The 22,128-nt window shown below is 61.9% G+C and carries 20 protein-coding genes and 2 pseudogenes; 6 read left to right on the plus strand and 16 right to left on the minus strand.

Translation table 11 applies throughout. The annotated features are described in order from the left end of the window. Positions 1-3: 3 nt before the first annotated feature. Positions 4-1,707, minus strand: a complete 1,704-nt coding sequence (gene pilB / locus DN824_RS05530; RefSeq protein ID WP_138407347.1) for a type IV-A pilus assembly ATPase PilB — start codon at positions 1,705-1,707, stop codon at positions 4-6. Positions 1,708-1,931: 224 nt separating this feature from the next. Here pilB and DN824_RS05535 point away from each other — a divergent pair, with 224 nt between their 5' ends. Together DN824_RS05535 and DN824_RS22860 are read left to right on the plus strand one after the other, a co-directional pair. After that, positions 1,932-2,408, plus strand: coding sequence for a pilin (locus DN824_RS05535; RefSeq protein WP_138407348.1), 477 nt, complete (start codon positions 1,932-1,934; stop codon positions 2,406-2,408). Positions 2,409-2,492: 84 nt separating this feature from the next. After that, the gene (locus DN824_RS22860; RefSeq protein ID WP_158295313.1) at positions 2,493-2,924 is read left to right on the plus strand and encodes a pilin; all 432 of its coding nucleotides are present in this window, start codon (positions 2,493-2,495) and stop codon (positions 2,922-2,924) included. A 199-nt stretch (positions 2,925-3,123) separates the two neighbouring features. Here DN824_RS22860 and DN824_RS22675 read toward each other — a convergent pair. The 5 genes and pseudogenes from DN824_RS22675 to DN824_RS05565 form a co-directional block, all read right to left on the minus strand. Next, positions 3,124-3,416, minus strand: a pseudogene (locus DN824_RS22675) (adenylyl-sulfate kinase); the annotation flags it as partial. Positions 3,417-3,562: 146 nt separating this feature from the next. After that, a pseudogene (locus DN824_RS22865) lies at positions 3,563-4,107 on the minus strand (REP-associated tyrosine transposase). Positions 4,108-4,208: 101 nt separating this feature from the next. Continuing rightward, positions 4,209-6,110: a sulfate adenylyltransferase subunit CysN gene (gene cysN / locus DN824_RS05555; protein WP_138407350.1), complete on the minus strand. Its 1,902-nt coding sequence runs from the start codon at positions 6,108-6,110 to the stop codon at positions 4,209-4,211. Between the two features lie 99 nt (positions 6,111-6,209). After that, the gene (gene cysD, locus DN824_RS05560) at positions 6,210-7,127 is read right to left on the minus strand and encodes a sulfate adenylyltransferase subunit CysD (protein ID WP_138407351.1); all 918 of its coding nucleotides are present in this window, start codon (positions 7,125-7,127) and stop codon (positions 6,210-6,212) included. A gap of 128 nt (positions 7,128-7,255) precedes the next feature. Beyond that, positions 7,256-8,014, minus strand: coding sequence for a Nif3-like dinuclear metal center hexameric protein (locus DN824_RS05565; protein WP_138407352.1), 759 nt, complete (start codon positions 8,012-8,014; stop codon positions 7,256-7,258). 1,119 nt (positions 8,015-9,133) lie between these two features. On the opposite strand from DN824_RS05565, the gene ltrA reads away from it, so the two are divergent. Further along, on the plus strand, positions 9,134-10,864 hold the full coding sequence (gene ltrA / locus DN824_RS05570; RefSeq protein WP_125877216.1) for a group II intron reverse transcriptase/maturase: 1,731 nt from the start codon (positions 9,134-9,136) through the stop codon (positions 10,862-10,864). 176 nt (positions 10,865-11,040) lie between these two features. Next, entirely contained in the window at positions 11,041-12,204 is a 1,164-nt protein-coding gene (gene algW, locus DN824_RS05575; protein WP_138407353.1) for a Do family serine endopeptidase AlgW, read from the plus strand. A gap of 39 nt (positions 12,205-12,243) precedes the next feature. Here the strand turns inward: algW and hisC are convergent, their stop codons facing one another. From hisC to DN824_RS05625, 10 genes are all read right to left on the minus strand, one after another. Further along, positions 12,244-13,305, minus strand: coding sequence for a histidinol-phosphate transaminase (hisC, locus tag DN824_RS05580; protein ID WP_138407354.1), 1,062 nt, complete (start codon positions 13,303-13,305; stop codon positions 12,244-12,246). A 109-nt stretch (positions 13,306-13,414) separates the two neighbouring features. Continuing rightward, the gene (gene hisD / locus DN824_RS05585; RefSeq protein WP_138407355.1) at positions 13,415-14,725 is read right to left on the minus strand and encodes a histidinol dehydrogenase; all 1,311 of its coding nucleotides are present in this window, start codon (positions 14,723-14,725) and stop codon (positions 13,415-13,417) included. Between the two features lie 169 nt (positions 14,726-14,894). Beyond that, complete coding sequence (gene hisG, locus DN824_RS05590) at positions 14,895-15,521, minus strand: ATP phosphoribosyltransferase (protein WP_138407356.1); 627 nt, start codon at positions 15,519-15,521, stop codon at positions 14,895-14,897. 85 nt (positions 15,522-15,606) lie between these two features. After that, positions 15,607-16,872 carry a UDP-N-acetylglucosamine 1-carboxyvinyltransferase gene (gene murA, locus DN824_RS05595; protein ID WP_138407357.1) on the minus strand — a complete coding sequence of 422 codons (1,266 nt, stop codon included), beginning with the start codon at positions 16,870-16,872 and terminating at the stop codon, positions 15,607-15,609. A gap of 96 nt (positions 16,873-16,968) precedes the next feature. Next, the gene (locus tag DN824_RS05600) at positions 16,969-17,208 is read right to left on the minus strand and encodes a BolA family protein (protein WP_138407358.1); all 240 of its coding nucleotides are present in this window, start codon (positions 17,206-17,208) and stop codon (positions 16,969-16,971) included. A 99-nt stretch (positions 17,209-17,307) separates the two neighbouring features. Next, a complete protein-coding gene (locus tag DN824_RS05605; RefSeq protein ID WP_138407359.1) occupies positions 17,308-17,640 on the minus strand; it encodes an STAS domain-containing protein in 333 nt (110 codons plus the stop codon). Continuing rightward, positions 17,633-18,283, minus strand: a complete 651-nt coding sequence (locus DN824_RS05610) for an MlaC/ttg2D family ABC transporter substrate-binding protein (protein ID WP_138407360.1) — start codon at positions 18,281-18,283, stop codon at positions 17,633-17,635. The genes DN824_RS05605 and DN824_RS05610 overlap by 8 nt, the downstream gene beginning before the upstream one ends. An 11-nt stretch (positions 18,284-18,294) precedes the next feature. Continuing rightward, positions 18,295-18,753, minus strand: a complete 459-nt coding sequence (gene mlaD / locus DN824_RS05615; RefSeq protein WP_138407361.1) for an outer membrane lipid asymmetry maintenance protein MlaD — start codon at positions 18,751-18,753, stop codon at positions 18,295-18,297. Next, the gene (gene mlaE, locus DN824_RS05620; RefSeq protein ID WP_138407362.1) at positions 18,753-19,550 is read right to left on the minus strand and encodes a lipid asymmetry maintenance ABC transporter permease subunit MlaE; all 798 of its coding nucleotides are present in this window, start codon (positions 19,548-19,550) and stop codon (positions 18,753-18,755) included. Before mlaE ends, mlaD begins: the two co-directional genes overlap by 1 nt. Then, positions 19,543-20,358: an ATP-binding cassette domain-containing protein gene (locus DN824_RS05625; protein ID WP_138407363.1), complete on the minus strand. Its 816-nt coding sequence runs from the start codon at positions 20,356-20,358 to the stop codon at positions 19,543-19,545. Before DN824_RS05625 ends, mlaE begins: the two co-directional genes overlap by 8 nt. 267 nt (positions 20,359-20,625) lie before the next feature. Between DN824_RS05625 and DN824_RS05630 the strand changes: the two genes are divergently transcribed. Together DN824_RS05630 and DN824_RS05635 are read left to right on the plus strand one after the other, a co-directional pair. After that, entirely contained in the window at positions 20,626-21,603 is a 978-nt protein-coding gene (locus tag DN824_RS05630) for a KpsF/GutQ family sugar-phosphate isomerase (RefSeq protein WP_138407364.1), read from the plus strand. After that, positions 21,603-22,127: a KdsC family phosphatase gene (locus tag DN824_RS05635; protein WP_138407365.1), complete on the plus strand. Its 525-nt coding sequence runs from the start codon at positions 21,603-21,605 to the stop codon at positions 22,125-22,127. Before DN824_RS05630 ends, DN824_RS05635 begins: the two co-directional genes overlap by 1 nt. Position 22,128: the final 1 nt, after the last annotated feature.

Genomic DNA, 22,128 nt, shown 5'->3' on the forward strand with positions numbered 1-22,128 from the left:
TGTTTAGTCCTTGGTCACCCGGTTCACTTCTTCCAGGCTGGTCACGCCCTGCATCGCTTTCAGCAGCGCCGAGGTCCGCAGGTCATTGAAGCCATCTTTGCGCATCTGGGTGGAGATATCGATGGAGTTACCGTCTTCCATGATAATGCGCTGCAAGGCAGGCGTGTTTTTAACCACTTCATAAATACCGACACGGCCTTTGTAACCGCCTTTGCAATTTTCGCAGCCTACTGGGCCATATATCTTGAAGGTACCAATGGCTGCTTCCGGGAAGCCCTCTCGCAAAAGCGCATCGCGTGGCACGTCGACTTCCTTCTTGCAGCTGCCGCAGAGCTTGCGAGCAAGGCGCTGGGCGATGATCAGGTTGACCGAGGTGGCGATGTTGAATGCCGGCACGCCCATGTTTCGCAGGCGCGTCAGGGTCTCGGCAGCGCTGTTGGTGTGCAGGGTGGACATGACCATGTGCCCCGTTTGCGCCGCCTTGATGGCTATCTCGGCAGTTTCGAGGTCTCGAATTTCCCCCACCATGATCACATCGGGGTCCTGACGGAGAAAGGCACGCAGCGCCTGGGAAAAGTCCATACCCTGCTTGGGGTTGACGTTGACCTGATTGATACCTTCCAGGTTGATTTCGACCGGATCTTCCGCGGTGGAGATGTTCACGTCGACCGTATTGAGAATGTTCAAGCCGGTATAGAGCGATACCGTCTTGCCCGAACCCGTAGGGCCTGTGACCAGAATCATTCCTTGCGGCTGGGACAAGGCGTTGAGGTAAAGCTCCTTCTGGCTCTCCTCATACCCAAGCGCGTCGATCCCCATCTGCGCGCTGGAGGGGTCGAGGATCCGCATCACGATCTTCTCACCCCAGAGCGTCGGCAGGGTGTTGACCCGGAAGTCGATGGCCTTGGTCTTGGACAGCTTCATCTTGATCCGGCCGTCCTGCGGCTTGCGGCGCTCGGAAATGTCGAGACCGGCCATGACCTTCAAGCGAGCGGATATACGCGGTGCCAGCTGGATCGGAGGCCTTGCCACCTCATGCAGAATGCCATCGGTCCGCAGACGAACCCGGTAGGCCTTTTCATAAGGTTCGAAATGCAAGTCGGAGGAGCCGCCCCGGATAGCGTCCAGAAGCATTTTATTGACAAAGCGAACGACCGGCGCATCATCTGCCTCACCGCCGCCATCGTCACTTTTGGCGTCCTCACCGACCGTCTCGACATCGACACCGTCGAGATCGACGTCTTCCAAGCCGTCCAATCCGCTCGAGCCGCCGTCGAAGAACTTGTCGATCGCATCGCCGAGCTTGTCATCCTCGACAAGAATGGCTTCGGTGGTCAGACCCGTGCTGAACTGAATATCGGTGATGGCTTGGTGATTACCTGGATCGGACACACCTATATAAAGCTTGTTGCCACGTTTCCAGAGTGGCAACACACGATGCTGGCGCACCAGCTTTTCGCTGACGATGTCCTTGGGCTGGTTGTCTTTATCCAGCACCGAGAGGTCCATGAAGGCGATACCGAACTGCTCGGACGCCAGCTCCGCGACGTCACGCCCTTTTGCCATCTTGTTCTGAACGACGTAGGTCACCAGTGAAAGCTTGTTGCGGACCGCCTGCTGCTGCGCCTGCTGGGCACGCTTTTCGTCAAGAAGCCCGGCCAGGACCATTTGCTTGCCCAAGCCGGAAAGGGAAATGTTTTCGCTCATGGAAGCCTCGCGATGGATCAGTGCACGCCTTATAGCGCAGAAGCCGATCCAATCCAAACGCCAACGAGCCGGGTGACCAAAAGTGTCAGTAATTGAGAATTAAGTAAGTCGGAATGAACCGAGCCGCCTGTGAAAAGCGCATTTTGCGGCGCTTCGAAAGTTGGCACGACGACTGCAATACACTTGGCAGGCCGATGCCTAACCACACCTCCAAGGAGATACACATGAAAGCTCAGATGCAGAAAGGCTTCACTCTTATCGAACTGATGATCGTTGTCGCCATCATCGGTATCCTGGCCGCCATCGCCATCCCGCAGTACCAGACCTACGTCGCTAAGTCGCAGGTACAGCGTGTAGTTGCAGAATCGGGCGCCATCAAGACCGCTGTAGAAGCATGCATTCTGGATGGCAAGGAAACTATTGGCGACGGAGCAGGCGAATGCGATCCGCAAGCCACAGGATCTTCGCTGCTGGATGGCGACGCACAAACTAGCGTTACGCTGCCTAACGGCACCGGCGTACCTCAAGTTTCTGCCCTGACCGGTACTGACGACACCATCACCGCCACCTTTGGCAACAGCGCTGCCATTGCTCTGCGGGACGAAACTATCACTTGGACCCGTGCCAACGACGGCACCTGGACCTGTCAGGCAAGCGCCGGTCTGGACGACAAATATCTGCCAGCAAACTGCCCGAAGTAAGTTGATTATCGTTCAGGCTACTTGAACGGATCGATTTTATGCCCCGCCATGTGCGGGGCATATTTTTATGCCACCGGAAATCTCATGAACACAAGGTCGTTAGGGTTCACCCTTGTTGAACTCATGATCGCCGTTGCTATTATTGGATTACTCGCAGCGATTGCGGTCCCTCTTTTTCAAGAGCGCGTTGTTATAACCCAAATGAAGCGCGCTCATGCTGAATTGTCTTCTTACAAAAGTGCCTTCGAAGCTTCCGTCAATAATGGGCAGACAGACGTCACTAATGAAGACTTAGGCTACGAGCGATCCAACCTAGTAAGAGAAGGCAACGTAGCAAGCGTTAGCAGCAACGGTGCGGGAAGTCTGCATATCACAATGGGGCAAGGAGCACATTCCGCAATTCGCGGCACGTCAATCAGCCTCCAGAGAGCGGCCTCAGGAGTGTGGAGATGCCATGTGGACACCTCGGCCGCAGGCGCATGGCGGTCGGCCTTTATGCCTCACGGATGCGAATAGTCCATCCCCATAATATTGCAAGAGCACGACACCTTTGCTAACCAACCAATCAACCAAGCCCACAGATCTCGGAGGAACCAATTACAAACTTATATTTGGGTTAGGCAGCTTATAGAGATTATTGCCTTATTCCGCTCTCCACCCGAATATCCTTTATCGCTCTTACAAATAGGACCCTGCATGAGCAGGGCTCCTCGGCTTAAATTGCGCCGCGCTGGCGAAGTAATTCGATCACGCTCTTTACACCTTCCTCAAGCGACACGGTTTCGGTATCGATAAGCAGCTCAGCCGCTTCAGGCTCATCATAGCCAAACGCCACGCCCGGAATATTATCTCCACCGGCCGCATACAGCCCCTGCGGGTCACGCTGCTTGCAGATTTCAGCGGAGGCCTTGACGTAAACCGTTAGCAGGCGATGCCACCGATCAATGCCTTGGCCTGTTCGCGGCCCTCGGCATCCGGCGCCACGAAGGCCGCCAAGGTAGTCAGCCCTGTAGGGCGGGTGAAACCCGCGCGGTTACACACCGCCTGACCGACCACACACAAAACCCTGCCCTCCGGCGGGGTTTTGTTTTGCGGGCATGTCCGGACGTGACGATGTCCCTCTGAATACGCGGCGGGGTTACACCGCCCTACGCCTATTCCATGCCGTGGATAGTTTCTGACGCTGCGCGACCTGACCAATCGATGGGGTATATCCCTTCCCTGACGCAACGATGAAAAGACGACCAAGGCCAATCAGCAACACGCGATACCAGCCCATGTTTCAGCGGATTAGCGTGCAGGTAGTCCATATGGTGGCGGAAGTCCCGCTCATCGCGGATGAGATGCTACCAGAAGCGGTGCTGCCAAAGGGTGCCGCACCGCTTGGCTGATCGCCGCCGGGTGAGAAGGTCTGGCCGCACATAGCTAGCCGCACAGGCGCGTGTGACGTGGCGCTTGATCAAGCGCCAGCGATTGGAAAAGTCGGCGTCGCCCTCTGGCAATGTCCAGATCGCATGGAGGTGGTCGGGTAGCAAAACCCAACCGCGGATGTCAAACGGCAGCGTTTGGCGAACCGAAACGATTGCCTCGCATAGCGCAACACGGACAGCGGAATCAGTCAGAATTGACTGGCGCCGCTCCGTTACGACCGTGAAAAAGTAGATGCTCCGGGCATGGCGGCCCGACGATAGCGAGACATTCGAATCACATCCTTGTTGATCGAACGAAAGACGATCGTAACTTATTTAGCTAGCAAATCCATGAAACAGGACGCCGGCGGGTTGCACCCGCCCTACGTTCTTAAATCGCGCCGCGCTGGCGGAGCAGTTCGACCACCTTCTTCACCCCTTCTTCGAGCGGCAGGGCCTCGGTGTCGATGACCAGCTCAGCCGCCTCAGGCTCGTCATACCCAAACGCCACGCCCGGAATATTATCTCCCCCGGCCGTATACAGCCCCTGCGGATCACGCAGCCTACATACTTCCGCGGAGGCCTTGACGTAAACCGTCAGCAGGCGATCGCCACCGATCAATGCCTTGGCCTGTTCGCGGCCCTCGGCATCGGGCGCAACGAAAGCCGCCAGGGTGATCAGGCCGGCTTCGTTGAACTGGCGGGCGACGTGGGCGGCGCGGCGCCAGTTTTCGGTACGGCCGGCGCGATCCTGCGGCAGGCCTTTGTTCAGGTCGTGGCGCAGGTTCTGGCCGTCGAGCACGTAGACTGCGCGCCCCATGTCGAACAGCTTGCGCTCAACCGCATAGGCGAGCGTGCTCTTGCCGGCACCTGAAAGGCCGGTGAACAGCACGGTGGCCGGCTGCTGGCCGAAGCGCGCGGCGCGCTCTTCGCGGGTGACGTGGGCCAGCGCGCCGTGGCTGCCACTGGTGTTCTGGCCGTCCAGCGGGTCGGCGATGATCATGCCGGCGCCGACGGTACCGTTGGTCAAGCGGTCGATGACGATGAAGGCGCCGGTGGTGCGGTTCTGCTCGTAGCCGTCGAAGGCGATGGGCGCATCCAGGGCAACCTTGACCTTGCCGATCTCGTTCAGCTGCAGGCTGCTGGCAGCGCCATGTTCGAGCGTATTCACATCGACCCGGTGCACGATGCTGGCAATCGAGCCCGGCACGTAGCTGGTGGCGCGCTTGATGTCGTATTTCTTGCCCGGAAGCATCGGCTCTTCGGCCATCCACACCAGCATCGCCTCGAAGGCATCGCCAATACGGGGGCGGTTGTCGGCATGGACCAGCATGTCGCCGCGCGAGACGTCGATTTCGTCTTCCAGCGTCAGGGTGACAGCCTCACCCGGCGTCGCCTGCTCCAACTCGCCATCGAAGGTGACGATGGACTTGACCTTGCTACCCTTGCCTGACGGCAGAACCACCACTTCGTCGCCCTTGCGCACGACGCCGCTGGCGAGCGTGCCGGCAAACCCCCGGAAGTTGAGGTTCGGCCGGTTCACGTACTGGACCGGGAAGCGCAGGTCGTTGAAATTGCGGTCGCCGGCGATTTCCACCGTCTCGAGAATTTCCATCAGCGCAGGCCCGGTGTACCACGGTGAACGCTCGCTCTTGTTCACCACGTTGTCGCCCTTGAGAGCGGACATCGGCACGAAATGCAGCGAGGTGGGCTTGAGCTCGATGCGCTCGGCGAACGCCAGGTAATCGGCCTTGATCTGTTCGAACACCTGCTGATCGAAGCCGTTCAGGTCCATCTTGTTGATGGCGACGACGATGTGCTTGATGCCCAGCAGCGAGGCGATGAAGCTGTGGCGTTTGGTCTGGGTCTGCACGCCGTAGCGGGCATCGACCAGGATGATCGCCAGGTCGCAGGTGGATGCGCCGGTGGCCATGTTGCGCGTGTACTGCTCATGGCCGGGGGTGTCGGCAATGATGAACTTGCGCTTGGCTGTGGAGAAGTAGCGGTAGGCCACGTCGATGGTGATGCCCTGCTCACGCTCGGCCTGCAGGCCATCGACCAGCAGCGCCAGGTCAACCTCGTCGCCGGTGGTACCGACCTTTTTCGAATCGCGGGTGATGGCTTCCAGATGATCCTCATAGATCATCTTGGAGTCGTGCAGCAGGCGGCCGATCAGCGTGCTCTTGCCGTCATCGACGTTGCCGCAGGTGAGAAAGCGCAGCAGCTCCTTGCGCTCGTGCTGGGCCAGGTACGCGAGGATGTCCTCGCTGATCAGTTCGGATTGGTGACTCATTCGCTATAGCTCCACACTGCAGCCGAAGGGCGCAGCTAGCCTGAATTCTGTTTTATCAACCGATACGGGCATGCCCGCGAGTTCGTTGTCCGCTGGACGTTAGAAATAGCCCTGCCGCTTTTTCTCTTCCATGGAGCCCGCGGCGTCGTGGTCGATGACGCGGCCCTGGCGCTCGGAGGTGCGGGTCAGCAGCATCTCCTGGATGATCTCCGGCAGGGTCGTGGCGGTGGATTCCACAGCGCCGGTGAGCGGGTAGCAGCCCAGGGTGCGGAAACGGACCATGCGTTTTTCGATGCGGCCCTTCTCCTCTTCCGAGAGGTGTTCGAGGATGCGCTCGTCATCGATCATGATCAGCGTGCCGTTCTTCTCGATCACCTCGCGCTCGGCGGCGAAGTACAGGGGGACGATGGGGATCTGCTCCAGATAGATGTATTGCCAGATATCCAGCTCGGTCCAGTTCGACAGCGGGAACACCCGGATCGACTCGCCCTTTTTCACATTGCCGTTGTAGACGTTCCACAGCTCGGGGCGCTGGTTCTTCGGATCCCAGCGGTGCTTGCTGTCGCGGAACGAGTAGACACGCTCCTTGGCACGGGACTTTTCTTCATCCCGCCGAGCCCCGCCGAACGCGGCGTCGAAGCCGTACTTGTCGAGTGCCTGCTTGAGCCCTTCGGTCTTCATCACGTCGGTGTGCTTGGCACTGCCGTAGGTGAAGGGGTTCATGTCCTGGGCCACACCCTCGGGATTGATGTGGGTGATCAGGTCCAGGTCCATCTCGCTGACCATGCGTTCGCGGAAGCGGTACATCTCCTGGAATTTCCAGCGGGTATCGACGTGCAGCACCGGGAACGGCAGGCGCCCCGGGAAGAAGGCCTTGCGCGCCAGGTGCAACATGACCGCCGAATCCTTGCCGATCGAATAGAGCATCACCGGATTGTCGAACTCGGCAGCGACTTCGCGGATGATGTGGATGCTTTCCGCCTCCAGCTGTTTGAGATGCGTCAGTTTGTCGACCATGGCTACTCACGAGATAAAAATGAACGGCACGACCGGCCGCGAAACGCCGCACTCTAGCACGGCGAAAAATTCTAATCAGGCCCGCAGTTATACCAAAAGGCTCTATGGTTATACCTGGCGTGCTGTGCTCACACCGGATTCGGAATGTCGATGAACAGGTGCTCGATCGCGAAGCGGCGCGCCAGATAATCCCCGAGCGTCTGTACGCCATACCGCTCGGTCGCATGGTGCCCGGCCGCGAAGAAACTGAGGCCGTTCTCGCGAGCGACGTGCACGGTCGGCTCGGAGGCTTCCCCGGTCAGGTAGGCATCGACCCCGGCGTTCACCGCCTGGTCGATATACCCCTGGGCACCGCCGGTGCACCAGGCGACCCGTCGGATCAGCCCTGAGCCCTCGATCATCAGCGGTTCGCGGCCGAGCGCCTCATGGATGCGGTGCATGAAATCCACTGGGGTGAGCGGCGAGTCCAGCGAACCGACCAACCCGACCGACTTGGGATTGTCCGGCTCCAGCGGCCCTTCGATGGTCAGCTCAAGCAGGCGCGCGAGCTGGACGTTGTTGCCGACCTCCGGATGCACGTCGAGCGGCAGGTGATAGGCCAGCAGGCTGATGTCGTGGGTCAGCAGCGTCTTCAGCCGCCGCTGTTTCATGCCCACCACGCGCGCATCCTCGTTCTTCCAGAAATAGCCATGGTGCACGAGGATCACATCGGCCTCGGCCTCCACCGCCGCATCGAGCAGCGCCTGGCTGGCAGTGACCCCGCTGACGATGCGCCGCACCTGCGGCCGCCCTTCGACCTGCAGCCCGTTGGGACAGTAATCGGCGATCCTGGCGGCGTTCAGATAGCGATCCGCTTCGGCAACCAATGTGTTCAGGGCGATGGCCATCAATCGATCCTCTTCGTCATGCACGCTGCATTATTCATGCAGCTTCGTATAATGCCGCCACCTGTGCGACACGTGTGTACGTGTCGTGGTTGGTCTGGTTCACTGCACCATGGCTCCAAATCCTTTGATATCAAGGGGTTGATGCCTAAAACAGCAGTCAATGTACCGGCTTTGCCTGGTAATCCTACGCTTCGGACGCTCTGCGTTTTGTCGAAGCGAGGCAATAAATCTGCATCAATTCGCACCCAAAATGGGTCCGCAATGGGGTGTAGAAACCAGAAAGTAGCAATCCAGCCTGGCTCGATTGTTACAAATAATGTCTAACCCATGGGGTGAATTCCGCCCTCTGGGCAGATTTCGTCCCTCACGTTGGGCATAGAGCCTTTATCACCGTCGTGAGACGTTGGGGGACGTTGAACCAAGCACGGAGCGTCAAGCTCCGAATCGCATTGCTCAGCTCTGCTTGTTCAGGGAGTACCGAGCCTGGCGTGTACCCGCCAGTTCATTAGATCGGCATGCGTTGGGGGCCAACTCCAAGGTGTGAAGCCTGATTAACAATGTCTCGCTCGCAAGAGGGTGTTATCCGGTGACGGAGAACGCTTCGCGTCCGAATTGCACGGACGTGTCGAGGCTAATGACCCAACCCGCATGGCTAACACATGTGAATCGTCGCCAGAACCTCCGTAAGCATTGACGGGCCTACGGCAATTATCGGCCCCAGCCAAACGGCAACGCAGTCGGTCATCACAGTAGGTGAGTGTGATGCGGTACCACGACGACTGCCGGGGGAAAGACGAAGCCTAAACGGGGAATTGATGCGACTCGGGGAACGTGGCAATCCCGACCACTCGCCTGGCCAGCAACATCGGTCAGGCAGGCAAACCGCAAGGGGCGCTGATGGGTGTGGGGAATGGGAGGATGCAAAAAGCGAAGGGCTACCTGTAATGGGTGGCATACCGGTTGAGATATTACCGGCAGGGGCAACCCTGGCTGACGTGCATCTGGTTTACGAGCGTAAGAAGAGCCGCTGATTCCAGCGATAACCAAACGACCCTATGGGCGACTACTGCCCATAGGGGAGTAGTCCGTCCTGAATGTCGTGCATATCAGGAGGACTGTATGAAAACGCAACCAGCAACATCGGTCGCGTCTGCGTCCTTCGACGGGGTGAAGAACTGGCACGATCTCGATTGGGCCAGAATTCAACAAACCGTTCGGAAAACGCAGCTAAAGATTGCGCAGGCAACTCGGGAAGGCGACTGGCGCAGGGTTAAACGCCTGCAACGACTGCTGACCCACTCGTTCTATGGTCGCTGTCTGGCCGTAAGACGAGTCACGGAGAACCGGGGTCGTAAGACGCCGGGTGTCGATGGAGAAACCTGGGGAACGCCTCAGGCCAAGCTCCATGCCGTGGGACGTCTGTCGAAACAACGAGGCTATCGGCCCAGACCGCTGTGGCGGGTATGGATACCGAAGCCCGGTAAACAGGAGAAACGCCCGCTGGGTATCCCGACGATGTTGGATCGGGCCATGCAGGCGCTGTATCTCCAAGCGTTGGAGCCTGTCGTGGAAAGCACCAGCGATCCGAAGTCCTATGGATTTCGCCCGGATCGTTCGACTGCTGACGCAATGGTTGAGCTTTTCCACCTGCTGTCGCCGCAAACGGCGCCGGTCTGGATTCTGGAAGGTGATATCAAAGGGTTCTTCGACAACATTAACCACGAGTGGCTGTGCCGGAATGTCCCGATGGATAGGAAGGTGCTGCGCAAATGGTTGAAGGCCGGGGTTATCGACCGGCGACAACTCATGGCTACGGAGGCCGGGACGCCGCAGGGAGGAATTATCTCGCCCTGTCTGGCAAACGCCACCCTGAATGGTCTGGAGACTCAGCTGAAGCGCCATCTGGCGCAGAAGCTGGGTGCCATGAAGGCCAGGAAGATCAAAGTGCAGTGTGTGCGCTATGCGGATGACTTCGTCGTGACAGCAGCCTCGAAAGAGCTGTTGGAAGAGGAGGTCAAACCCTGGGTAGAGCAATTCCTGTCGGTACGAGGGGTTGCGCTGTCACGGGAGAAAACGCAGATCACGCATATCCATCAAGGCTTCGATTTTCTGGGGTGGAATTTCAGGAAGTACGTGCCGAAATCGCCGTATAGGAACGCCAAGCTGTTGATCAAACCCTCGAAGAAGAACGTCTCGGCGTTCTATCGGAAAGTGCGCGAGATCATCAAAGGCAGCGGGGCTCTGACGCAGGATGCGTTGATCGGCCAGCTGAACCCGGTACTGAGAGGGTGGGCGCAATACCACTCCCCGGTCGTGGCAAAACAGACCTTCAGCAAGCTTGATCACTTGGTGTTCTGGCGACTCTGGAGGTGGGCGAAGCGTAGGCATCCGAAGAAGTCGGCTGACTGGATCAGGAATAAATACTTCCGATCCATAGGCAGGCAGAACTGGGTGTTTGCGTATCCCTACAAGAATGGCAAGGGAGAAAGGCAGTTCCGACGGCTGTACGGGCTGGCGGAAACCGCAATCGTGCGTCACAAGCGTCTACCGGGTGAGTATCAGCCCTACGACGCGATGCAGGAGCTGAAGTGGGAAGCGCTGAGGGTCAAACGGATGCAGCACTCGCTGCGTTATCGGGGGCAGATACTCAGCATCTTCCGCAGGCAGAAGGGGCTTTGTGCCCTGTGCGGACATGCGATCAACAAGGAAACCGGCTGGCACGACCATCACGTCATCAGGCGTGTGGACGGCGGGCCGGATACTCTGAGGAATCGTATGCTGCTTCATCCCAACTGCCATGCGCTGGTGCACAGCCAGCGTGAAAAGGTAGCTCTGCGATATGGAGGGTAATGTTAATATCGCCACCATAGTTGCCGGCCAGCCATAGGCTGGCTTTTCGTAAACTTGAGCCGTATGCGGTGAAAGCCGCACGTACGGTTCTTAGGGGGGGACGGGCCAGTAATGGCCTGTCCCTACCCGACTAAGGGCCGCTCCCTCTGCCCGCAACTCACCGGACCTGGAACGCAATGACCAACGCCCTGCGTTTTTTTGGCTGGCCCCTGGTGGTCGGCGTGCTCGTAGCCCTGCTGATCATCCAGCGCTACCCGCACTGGGTCGGTCTCAGCCCCCATCAATACAGCCTGCAGCAGGCACCGCGGACGATCATGCCGCAACAGCAGGGACCGCACTCCTACGCCAGCGCGGTCAGCAGCGCCGCTCCCTCGGTGGCCAACCTCTACACCACCAAGATGACCAGCCAGTCCGAACACCCGATGCTCAAGGATCCGGTGTTCCGCCGCTTTTTCGGCGAAAGCCTGCCGCGCCAGCGCCGCATCGAGAACAGCCTGGGCTCGGCGGTGATCATGAGCCCCCAGGGTTACCTGCTGACCAACAACCACGTGACGGCCAACGCGGACCAGATCATCGTGGCGCTCAAGGATGGCCGCGAAACCCTGGCGCGCGTGATCGGCAGCGACCCTGAGACCGACCTTGCGGTCCTGAAGATCGACCTGGACAAGTTGCCCGCCATCACCCTGGGCCACTCCGACAGCATCCGCATCGGCGACGTGACCCTGGCGATCGGCAACCCGTTCGGCGTCGGCCAGACGGTGACCATGGGCATCATCAGCGCCACCGGACGCAACCAGCTGGGCCTGAACACCTACGAAGACTTCATCCAGACCGACGCGGCGATCAACCGGGGCAACTCCGGTGGCGCGCTGGTCGATGCCAACGGCAACCTGATCGGCATCAACACCGCGATCATTTCCGAATCCGGCGGTTCGCAGGGCATCGGCTTCGCGATCCCGGTCAAGCTGGCGCTGGAGGTGATGAAGTCGATCATCGACCACGGCCAGGTGATTCGCGGCTGGCTCGGCGTGGAAGTGCAGTCGCTGACGCCGGAACTGGCCGAATCCTTCGGCCTCGAAGGGCGCCCCGGGATCGTGGTGGCGGGCGTCTATCGCGATGGCCCGGCCGAGCGTGCCGGCCTGCAGCCCGGCGACCTGATCCTGACCATCGACAACGCCAGGGCGGTGGACGGACGCAGCTCGATGAACCAGGTCGCCCGCGCGCGCCCGGGCAACAAGATCGCCATCGAGATACTGCGCAACAACAAGCCGATGACGCTGACCGCCGAGGTGGGCATGCGCCCGGTGATCACCGCCGAGCCTGACAAGCCGGACGAATGAACCATGCGTTCAGCCCCGCCGCAGCGGGGCTGAACGATCTCATGCCGAAAGGATGGGAGCCAGGCTATCGAGCAACGCCTGGTTCTGCTCTGGCGTACCGATGGTGATACGCAGGAACTGCGCGATCCGCGGCTGCTTGAAGTGCCGCACGATGATGCCCTGCTCACGCAAGGCCGCCGCCAAGGCGGCCGCATCATGCTGCGGGTGACGGGCGAAGATGAAGTTCGCCGCAGAGGGCAGCACCTCGAAACCCAGCACCTGCATCCGCTCGACGAGCGATTCGCGGCTTTCGATCACCCGCGCACAGGTTTGCTGAAAATAATCGCGATCGGCGAATGCCGCCGCCGCGCCGGCAATCGCGATGCGATCGAGGGGATAGGAATTGAAGCTGTTCTTGATCCGCTCCAGCGCCTCGATCAGCTCGGGCTGGCCAATCGCGAGGCCGACCCGCAGCCCGGCCAGCGACCGGGATTTCGACAGGGTCTGGGTCACCAGCAGGTTGGGGTAGCGCTGGACCAGCGCGACGGCCGTCTGCCCGCCGAAATCGATATAGGCTTCGTCAACCAGCACCACCGAATCCGGATGGGCTTGCAGCAGGCGCTCGATCGCCTCCAGCGGCAGCAGGCAGCCGGTCGGCGCGTTGGGGTTGGGGAAGATGATCCCGCCATTGGGACGGGCGTAATCCTCGATGCGGATCTGGAAGCCTTCGTCGAGCGCGACGGGCTCGAAAGGAATGCCATAGAGCCCGCAATAGACGGGATAGAAGCTGTAGCTGATATCGGGGAACAGCAGCGGCCGGCCATGCTGGAACAGGCCGTGAAACGCGTGCGCCAGCACCTCGTCCGAGCCGTTGCCCACGAACACGTGGCTGGCGGGAATCTGGTAGAAGTCCGCCACCGCCTGCCTGAGCGCGTCGCCGCTCGGATCGGGATACAGCCGCAGGCCGTCGTCGAGCTGAGCACGCATCGCCTCGATCGCCTTGGGCGAGGGGCCGTAGGGGTTTTCGTTGGTGTTGAGCTTGACCAGCCGGGTCAGCTTCGGCTGCTCGCCCGGCACATAGGGCACCAGGTCCTTGACGAAAGGGCTCCAGAATTTGCTCATCCGCCCTTCTCTCCTCGAATGTGGTCGGTTTTCCATTCCTCAAGGGTGGGCAAGAAAAGCGTTGCCCACCCCAGGATCTGACTTGTCGCTTGCGGCGTGAAACGTACCGCTAGCCCTTGATCCGGTATTCCGCGCTGCGCGCATGGGCCGTCAGCGATTCCCCACGGGCGAGCACCGAGGCGACCTTGCCCAGCTCGGATGCGCCGTCGGCGGAGCAGTGAATGATCGAGGAGCGCTTCTGAAAGTCGTAGACGCCCAGTGGCGACGAGAAGCGCGCCGTGCCGGAAGTCGGCAGCACGTGATTCGGCCCGGCGCAGTAGTCGCCGAGCGCTTCGGCGGTATAACGCCCCATGAAGATCGCGCCGGCATGGCGAATCTGCGGCAGCCACTGCTCGGGATCGGCCACAGACAGCTCCAGGTGCTCCGGCGCGATGCGGTTTGCCACCTCGATCGCCTGCGCCATGTCCGCCACCTTGATCAGCGCGCCCCGCCCTTCGAGCGAGGTACGGGCGATGGCCTCGCGCTCCAGCGTCGGCAGCAGCCGCTCGATGCTCGCCGCCACGCGATCGAGGAAGGCGGCATCGGGGCTGACCAGGATCGACTGGGCATCCTCGTCGTGCTCGGCCTGGGAAAACAGGTCCATGGCGATCCAGTCCGGATCGGTCTGGCCGTCACAGACCACCAGGATCTCGGAGGGCCCGGCGATCATGTCGATGCCGACCTTGCCGAACACGTGGCGCTTGGCGGTGGCCACATAGATGTTGCCGGGGCCGACGATCTTGTCCACCGGCGGTACGCTCTCGGTGCCGTAGGCCAGGGCCGCGACGGCCTGGGCACCGCCGATGGTGAAGACGCGGTCGACGCCGGCGATCGCCGCGGCGGCCAGCACCAGCTCGTTGAGCTCTCCGCGCGGCGTGGGCACCACCATTACCACTTCCGGCACCCCGGCGACCTTCGCCGGAATCGCGTTCATCAATACCGAGGAAGGATAGGAGGCCTTGCCGCCGGGCACGTAGAGCCCGGCGCGATCGAGCGGCGTGACCTTCTGGCCCAGCACCGTACCGTCGGCTTCGGTGTACTGCCAGGAATCCTGTCGCTGCTTCTCGTGATAGCTGCGCACCCGCGCGGCGGCCGTTTCCAGCGCGGTGCGCTGTGTCGGCGTGATGCGATCCAGGGCCTGTTCCAGGCGCTGGCGCGGCAGGATCAGATCGGCCATCGAGCCGACCTCCAGGCCGTCGAAGCGCTGGGTGAATTCGACCAGGGCCGCATCGCCGCGCTGCCGAACCGCCGCGATGATCTCCAGGACGCGCTGGTTGACGCCTTCGTCCGAGACGCTTTCCCAGCTCAGCAGATGATCCAGGTCACTCGAAAACGCGGGATCGGCAGCATCGAGTCGGCGAACAGCGCAGGGACGGGTCATATCGGGCCTCATGAAAGCAAATGCACAAGCAGGTTCAGGTCGCAGCGATGGGCTGGCGCGGCCGGCCTCGAACGCCGGCACGCGGCAAGGGCGCCAGAATATCAAGCCCGACCACGGGCCACCCGGCTATTTGAGCTATCGGGCGCATAGCGAAGCGCGAACGCTCCGCCTAGCGCGACTCGACCGCGGTGCGCAGGGCGTCGATCAGTGCCTGGATGCGGGCGTGCTGCATCTTCATCGACGCCTTGTTGACGATCAGCCGCGAGCTGATCGTGGCGATCAGTTCCTGGGGCTCGAGGCCGTTGGCCTTGAGCGTGTTGCCGGTGTCCACGACGTCGATGATCTTGTCCGCCAGGCCGACCAGCGGCGCCAGCTCCATCGAGCCATAGAGCTTGATGATGTCGACCTGGCGGCCCTGCTCGGCGTAATAGCGCTTGGCGACATTGACGAACTTGGTCGCGACCAGCAGGCGACCCTTGGGCTCGGCCGCGCCGACCTTGCCCGCGGTCATCAGCTTGCAGCGGGCGATCTGCAGGTCGAGCGGCTCGTAGAGCCCCTGGCCGCCGTACTCCATCAGCACGTCCTTGCCGGCGACGCCGACATCCGCCGCGCCATGCTCGACATAGGTCGGCACGTCGGTGGCACGAACGATGAGCAGACGCACATCGTCCTGGGTGGTGGGGATGATCAGCTTGCGGCTCTTGTCCGGATTCTCGGTCGGCTCGATGCCGGCAGCCGCCAGCAGCGGCAGCGTGTCGTCGAGGATGCGTCCCTTGGACAGGGCGATGGTCAGCATGGCGAATCCTTAGAAAATACCCGGCGCAGGCCGGTCGATCGCAACCGCGAGCCGGCGACCGGGCGGCCGCCGGCAGGTCAGGCCCTTAGCCCGGTACCCGACGAATCCTGGCGCCGAGCAACTGCAGCTTTTCCTCGATGCACTCGTAGCCGCGGTCGATGTGGTAGATGCGGTCGATCAGCGTGTCGCCCTGGGCGACCAACCCGGCGATCACCAGGCTCGCCGATGCGCGCAGGTCGGTGGCCATCACCGGGGCGCCCTTGAGCTGCGGTACGCCAGTGACGATCGCCGTGTTGCCTTCGACGAGAATCTGCGCGCCCATGCGGTTCATTTCATAGACGTGCATGAAGCGGTTCTCGAACACCGTCTCGATGACGGTGCCGGTGCCCTCGGCCACCGCGTTCATCGAGATGAACTGAGCCTGCATGTCGGTGGGGAACGCCGGGTAAGGCGCCGTGCGGACGCTGACGGCCTTGGGCCGGTTGCCCTTCATGTTCAGCTCGATCCAGTCGCTGCCGGTATCGATGAAGGCACCGGCCTCTTCCAGCTTGAGCAGCACGGCCTCGAGGATCGTCGGATCGGTGTCCTTGAGCTTCACCCGGCCACCGGTCGCAGCGGCAGCGACCAGGTAGGTTCCGGTCTCGATGCGATCGGGCATCACGCTGTAACGACCGCCACCCAGGCGCTTGACGCCATCGATGGTGATCGTCGCGGTGCCGGCACCCGATACCCGTGCGCCCATCGCGTTGAGGAAGTTCGCCAGGTCGACGACTTCCGGCTCGCGCGCGGCGTTCTCCAGAACGCTACGGCCGTTGGCCAGCGCAGCGGCCATCATGATGTTCTCGGTACCGGTCACGCTGACGGTATCGAAGAAGAAGTGCGCGCCACGCAGACCGCCGGCGGGCGCCTTGGCCTTGATATAGCCACCTTCGACGTCGATCTGCGCGCCCATCGCCTCGAGCCCGCGGATGTGCAGGTCGACCGGACGCGAGCCGATGGCACAGCCACCGGGCAATGCCACTTCCGCCTCGCCGAAGCGCGCGACCATCGGGCCGAGCACCAGGATCGAGGCCCGCATGGTCTTGACCAGCTCGTAAGGCGCGACCAGGGTACGGATGCTGCTGGCGTCGACCTCGACGCTGAGCTTCTCGTCGATCACCGGCTGCACGCCCATGCGACCGAACAGCTCGATCATGGTGGTGATGTCGTGCAGGTGCGGCAGGTTGCACACGGTGACGGGCGTGTCGGCCAGCAGGGTGGCGGCCAGGATCGGCAGGGCCGAGTTCTTGGCACCGGAGACGCGGATCTCGCCATCGAGACGGGAGCCGCCGGTAATTAGCAATTTGTCCATGGATTTCCCATAGCGGGCCAGAGGCCGTCTCGAAGAAAGCGCACGGCCGGTGATTCGGAGCGTGCGCTCAGGTCTGTTCGGATACGCCGAATGCGGTCAGGCGCGCTGCGCCCAATCGGTACTGCTGAAGAATTTCATGGTCACCGCATGGATGCTGCCGTTGGCGATCCAGGGGTTCAGATGGGCATAGATCTGCTGCTGGCGCTTGACCGGCCCCAGGGCCGCCAGCTCGTCACTGATGACGTTGAGCTGGAAGTTGCAGCCTTCCCCTTCGACTTCCACCTGGACTCCCGGAAGCTTCTCTTCCAGGAGGTTTTTCACTTCTGCAGCCTGCATGTTCAACCTCGATCGGCGACGGACGCGCACGGCCGTGCATCATACAAAAAACCCCGCGAGCTGCGAACCCTGCGCGGTGCGCAGCCGACGAGAAACGGGTCAGGCCGACGCGGGCGGCGCGACGACCTCGTCGAAGGCCAGCACCTCGTGCAGGCCGTAAACCCCCGCCATCTGGCGCATGTCGCCCGGCAACGCGACGATCCGCAGCTGCCGTCCGGCCGCTGTGGCGTCGCGCTGATAGGCCAGCAGGAGCGACAGCCCGACACTGCTGGACTGCTGCACGCCGGAGCAATCGATGACCACCGCCGGGGTCGTCGCCTTGCGAATCAGCGCCTGCCCCGCCTGACGCAGCGCGGGGCCGCTACGGTAGTCGAGCACGCCGTCGAGCCGCAGCTCGCCCGGTGCGACCTCGGCGATGCGCGCATCAGTCATCGCCGGTCGCCTGCTGACCCGCCTCGGTTTCGCGGGCACGCGCCACCACCTGGGCCCAGCCGTCGATGGTCTTGTCGAGATCGCCGCCATTTCGCTGCATGGTGTCGGCGAACTGGTCACGGAACAGCTTGCCCACGTTGATGCCGTTGATGATCACGTTGCGCACGCGCCACTCGCCACCGAGGTTGACCATGGTGTACTGCACCGGATAGACCGTGCCCTGGCGATCGACCACTTCCATGCCGACGCTGGTGCGCTCCGGATCCTGCTTGCCGCTGGCCGGCAGCACGCGAATCTGCTGGTTGTTGTATTCGAGCAGGGCATTGCCATAGAACTGCATCAGGCTGCGCTTGAAGTTCTCCTCGAAGCGCTTCATCTGCTCGGGTGAGGCCTGGCGCGAATAGCGCACCGTCATGATGCTGCGCGAGATGCCTTCGGCATCCACCACCGGCCCGAGGATCGTATTGAGCGCGTCGTAGAAGGCGCCCGGCTCGCTGCGGTACCGCTCCTTGTTTTCCTTGAGGTCGGCCAGCAGCTCGTCGGTGGTCTGCTGGATCACTTGATGGGCGCTCGGCGCCGCCAGGGCAACCATCGGCACGCTGGCAAGCAGGACCAGCAAACCACGACGCAAGGCTTTGAGCATGTCGAAACTCCTCATTCTCTATTGACCGAATTCAGCAGAAATTTGCCGATCAGCTCTTCCAGTACCAGCGAGGACTGGGTATCACGGATGGTGCTGCCATCCACCAGCAGCTCGTCATCCCCTCCCACGCTGATACCGATGTATTTCTCACCGAGCAGGCCGGCGGTCAGGATCGAAGCGGTCGAATCCATCGGCAGCATGTCCACGTCCTTGCTCACTTCCATCGTCACGCGACCGGTGAAACTGTCGCGATCCAGATCGATCGCCGTGACCTTGCCGATGGTGACGCCCGCCATGGTCACCCTGGATCTGACCGTCAGACCGGCGATATTGTCGAAATAGGCGTAAAGCTTGTAGGTATCGGTACCGGAAACGCTCAGCCCGCTGACCCGCAACGACAGCAGCAGCAGCGCCAGCAGCCCGGCCACCAGGAACAGACCGACACCCATTTCCAGTGTGCGGATTCGCATCAGAAATCTCCAAACATCAAGGCAGTCAAAATGAAATCGAGTCCCAGAACCGCCAGGGACCCGTACACCACGGTCCGGGTAGTCGCTCGGCTGATACCTTCGGAAGTCGGCTCGCAGTCGTAGCCCTGGAACACCGCGATCCAGGTCACCACGAGGGCGAACACGACGCTCTTGATCACCCCGTTGAGCACATCGGAAGTGAAGCTCACGCTGTTCTGCATGTTGGCCCAGTAGGACCCTTCATAGACGCCCAGCCAGTCGACGGCGACCATCGCACCGCCCCAGATACCGACGACGCTGAAGATCACCGACAGCAGGGGCAACGAGATGAAGCCGGCCCACAGCCGCGGGGCGATGATGTACTTGAGCGGATCGACGCCAATGACTTCCAGGCTCGACAGCTGCTCGGTCGCCTTCATGTTGCCGATTTCGGCCGCCAGCGCCGAACCCGCGCGCCCGGCGAACAGCAACGCCGTGACCACCGGCCCGAGCTCGCGCAACAGTGTCAGGGCAACCATCTGCCCGACCGCCTGCTCCGACCCGTAGCTGGCGAGAATGCTGTAGCCCTGCAGCGCCAGCACCATGCCGATGAAAATGCCCGACACCACCACGATGGCGAGCGACAGCACGCCCACCGAGTACAACTGGCGAACCAGCAACTCCAGCGAATTGTTGAGGCCACTCCGGCCGAGCAGGGCATGCCCGAGGAACAGCGTCGAGCGTCCCAGCGCCGCCAAAACGTCGAGGCCGGCCCGACCGAGCAGCCCGACTCGATCGAGCAGAGAATGCTTACGCATCGGCACCTCCGAGCAGGTCATCGGCGTAACCCGACGCAGGAAAGTGGAAAGGCACCGGCCCGTCGGCCAGGCCCTGCATGAACTGGGCGATTCGCGGGTCGCTCGAATGCTTCAATTCCTCAGGCGATCCCTGCCCCAGCACCTGACCGTCGCCCACCACATAGATATGGTCGGCGATGCTGGCGGTCTCGGCGAGGTCGTGGGACACCACGATGCTGGTGATGCCCAGTGCATCGTTGAGCAGCCGAATCAGCCGCACCAGCACGCCCATCGCGATCGGGTCCTGCCCGGCGAAGGGTTCGTCATACATCAGGATCTGCGGGTCCAGCGCGATCGCACGCGCCAGCGCGACGCGGCGCTTCATGCCGCCGGACAGCTCGTCCGGCATCAGCTCCACCGCGCCACGCAGGCCGACCGCCTGCAATTTCATCAGCACGATGTCGCGGATCATGTCGTCCGGCAGCTTGGTGTGGACCCGCAGCGGAAAGGCGACGTTCTCGAACACGTCCAGGTCGGTGAACAGCGCGCCGCTCTGGAACAGCACACCCATGTGCTTGCGCATCTCGAACAGCTCGCTGCGTGACAATGCCGGCAGGTTGCGCCCCGCGACCCACACTTCGCCGGAAGCCGGCATCAACTGCGCGGCGATCAGGCGCAGCAAGGTGGTCTTGCCGCAGCCGGACGGGCCCATGATGGCCGTCACCTTGCCGCGCGGAATGGCGATATCGACATTGTCGAAAATGCTGCGCTCGCCGCGCTTGAAGGTGACACCCTTCAGCTCGACGGCAATATCGTTGGCAGCGCTCATCTGGTCTCCTTGCATGCAGCCTGCAAAACAGACGACCTCCGCCGGCTTGGAGATACTGTCGTGCGCGAGCTTTTTCGGGCGCGAACTATAGCACCGCCCCCGCAACGTCCCAAACGGGGAGCGTGTCGCCAGATTACAGATACGACTTTCGTTCAGGACCGGTTCAGCTTGGACCCGGCCCCGGATTCGCATGCCGGCACCGCGTTTTCGATGAGCGGCGCTCGCTTTGTCGCTATAATCCCGCGTTTTTAGCCAGACCTTCGCATCATGACGAGCCAGAGCAGCCAACTGATCGACACCGCCCAGCGCACCATCCGCTTAGAACTCGAGGCGGTAGAGCAGCTGAAGAACCGCATCGACGACAATTTCGTGCGCGCCTGCGAGCTGATCCTGGCCAGCAAGGGCCGCGTCGTGGTGGTCGGCATGGGCAAGTCCGGTCACATCGGCAACAAGATCGCCGCAACGCTGGCCAGCACCGGCACCACCGCCTTTTTCGTCCACCCGGCCGAGGCGAGCCATGGCGACATGGGCATGATCACCCGCGACGATGTGGTCCTGGCCCTGTCGAACTCGGGCAGCACCAGCGAGATCGTCACCCTGCTGCCGCTGATCAAACGCCTCGGCATCACCCTGATCAGCATGACCGGCAATCCGGAGTCGGTGCTCGCCAAGGCGGCGGCGGTCAACCTCGACGCCAGCGTCGCGATCGAGGCCTGCCCGCTCAACCTCGCCCCGACCTCCTCTACCACCGCCTGTCTCGTGCTCGGCGACGCCCTGGCGATCTCCCTGCTCGAAGCCCGCGGATTCACCGCCGAGGACTTCGCCTTCTCCCACCCCGGCGGTGCGCTGGGCCGGCGCCTGCTGCTCAAGGTCGAACACGTCATGCACAGCGGAGAGCGCCTGCCGCAGGTCACGCGCGGCACCTCGGTGCGCGACGCGCTGCTGGAGATGACCGAAAAAGGACTGGGCATGACCGTCGTGCTCGAAGAAGACGGTCGCCTCGCCGGGGTGTTCACCGACGGCGACCTGCGCCGGACGCTGGACAAGGGTATCGACGTGCGCCAGGCGCGCATCGAGGAGGTCATGACCGTGCATGGCAAGACCGCTCAGGGCGACATGCTCGCGGCCGAAGCGTTGAAGATCATGGAAGACCACAAGATCAGCGCGCTGGTGGTGGTCGACGAGACGGACCGCCCCGTCGGCGCACTCAACATGCACGACCTGCTGCGCGCGGGGGTCATGTGATGGATGCCGACCTGCTGCAACGCGCCGCCGGCATACGCCTGGCCATTTTCGACGTCGACGGCGTGCTCACCGATGGCAAGCTGTATTTCCTCGTCGACGGCAGCGAGCTCAAGACCTTCAATACCCTCGACGGGCACGGCATCAAGATGCTGATCAACTCGGGCGTTCGCACGGCGATCATCAGCGGCCGCAAGACGCCGGTGGTCGAGCGCCGCGCCCAGAACCTCGGCATCCAGCACCTGTACCAGGGTCGTGAGGACAAGCTCGTGGTGCTCGACGAGCTGCTCGCCGAACTGGGGCTAGGCTATGCCGACGTCGCCTACCTGGGCGACGACCTGCCGGACCTGCCCGTGATGCGTCGCGTCGGCCTGGGGATGGCGGTCGCGAGCGCTGACGGCTTCGTCCGCCAGCATGCCCACGGCGTTACCCGGGCCCGGGGCGGGGAAGGCGCAGCAAGGGAGTTCTGCGAACTGATCATGCGCGCCCAGGGCACGCTCGAAGCGGCCCAGGCAGCCTACCTATAGA

The sequence above is a fragment of the Stutzerimonas nosocomialis genome, assembly GCF_005876855.1.
Lineage (GTDB): Bacteria > Pseudomonadota > Gammaproteobacteria > Pseudomonadales > Pseudomonadaceae > Stutzerimonas > Stutzerimonas nosocomialis.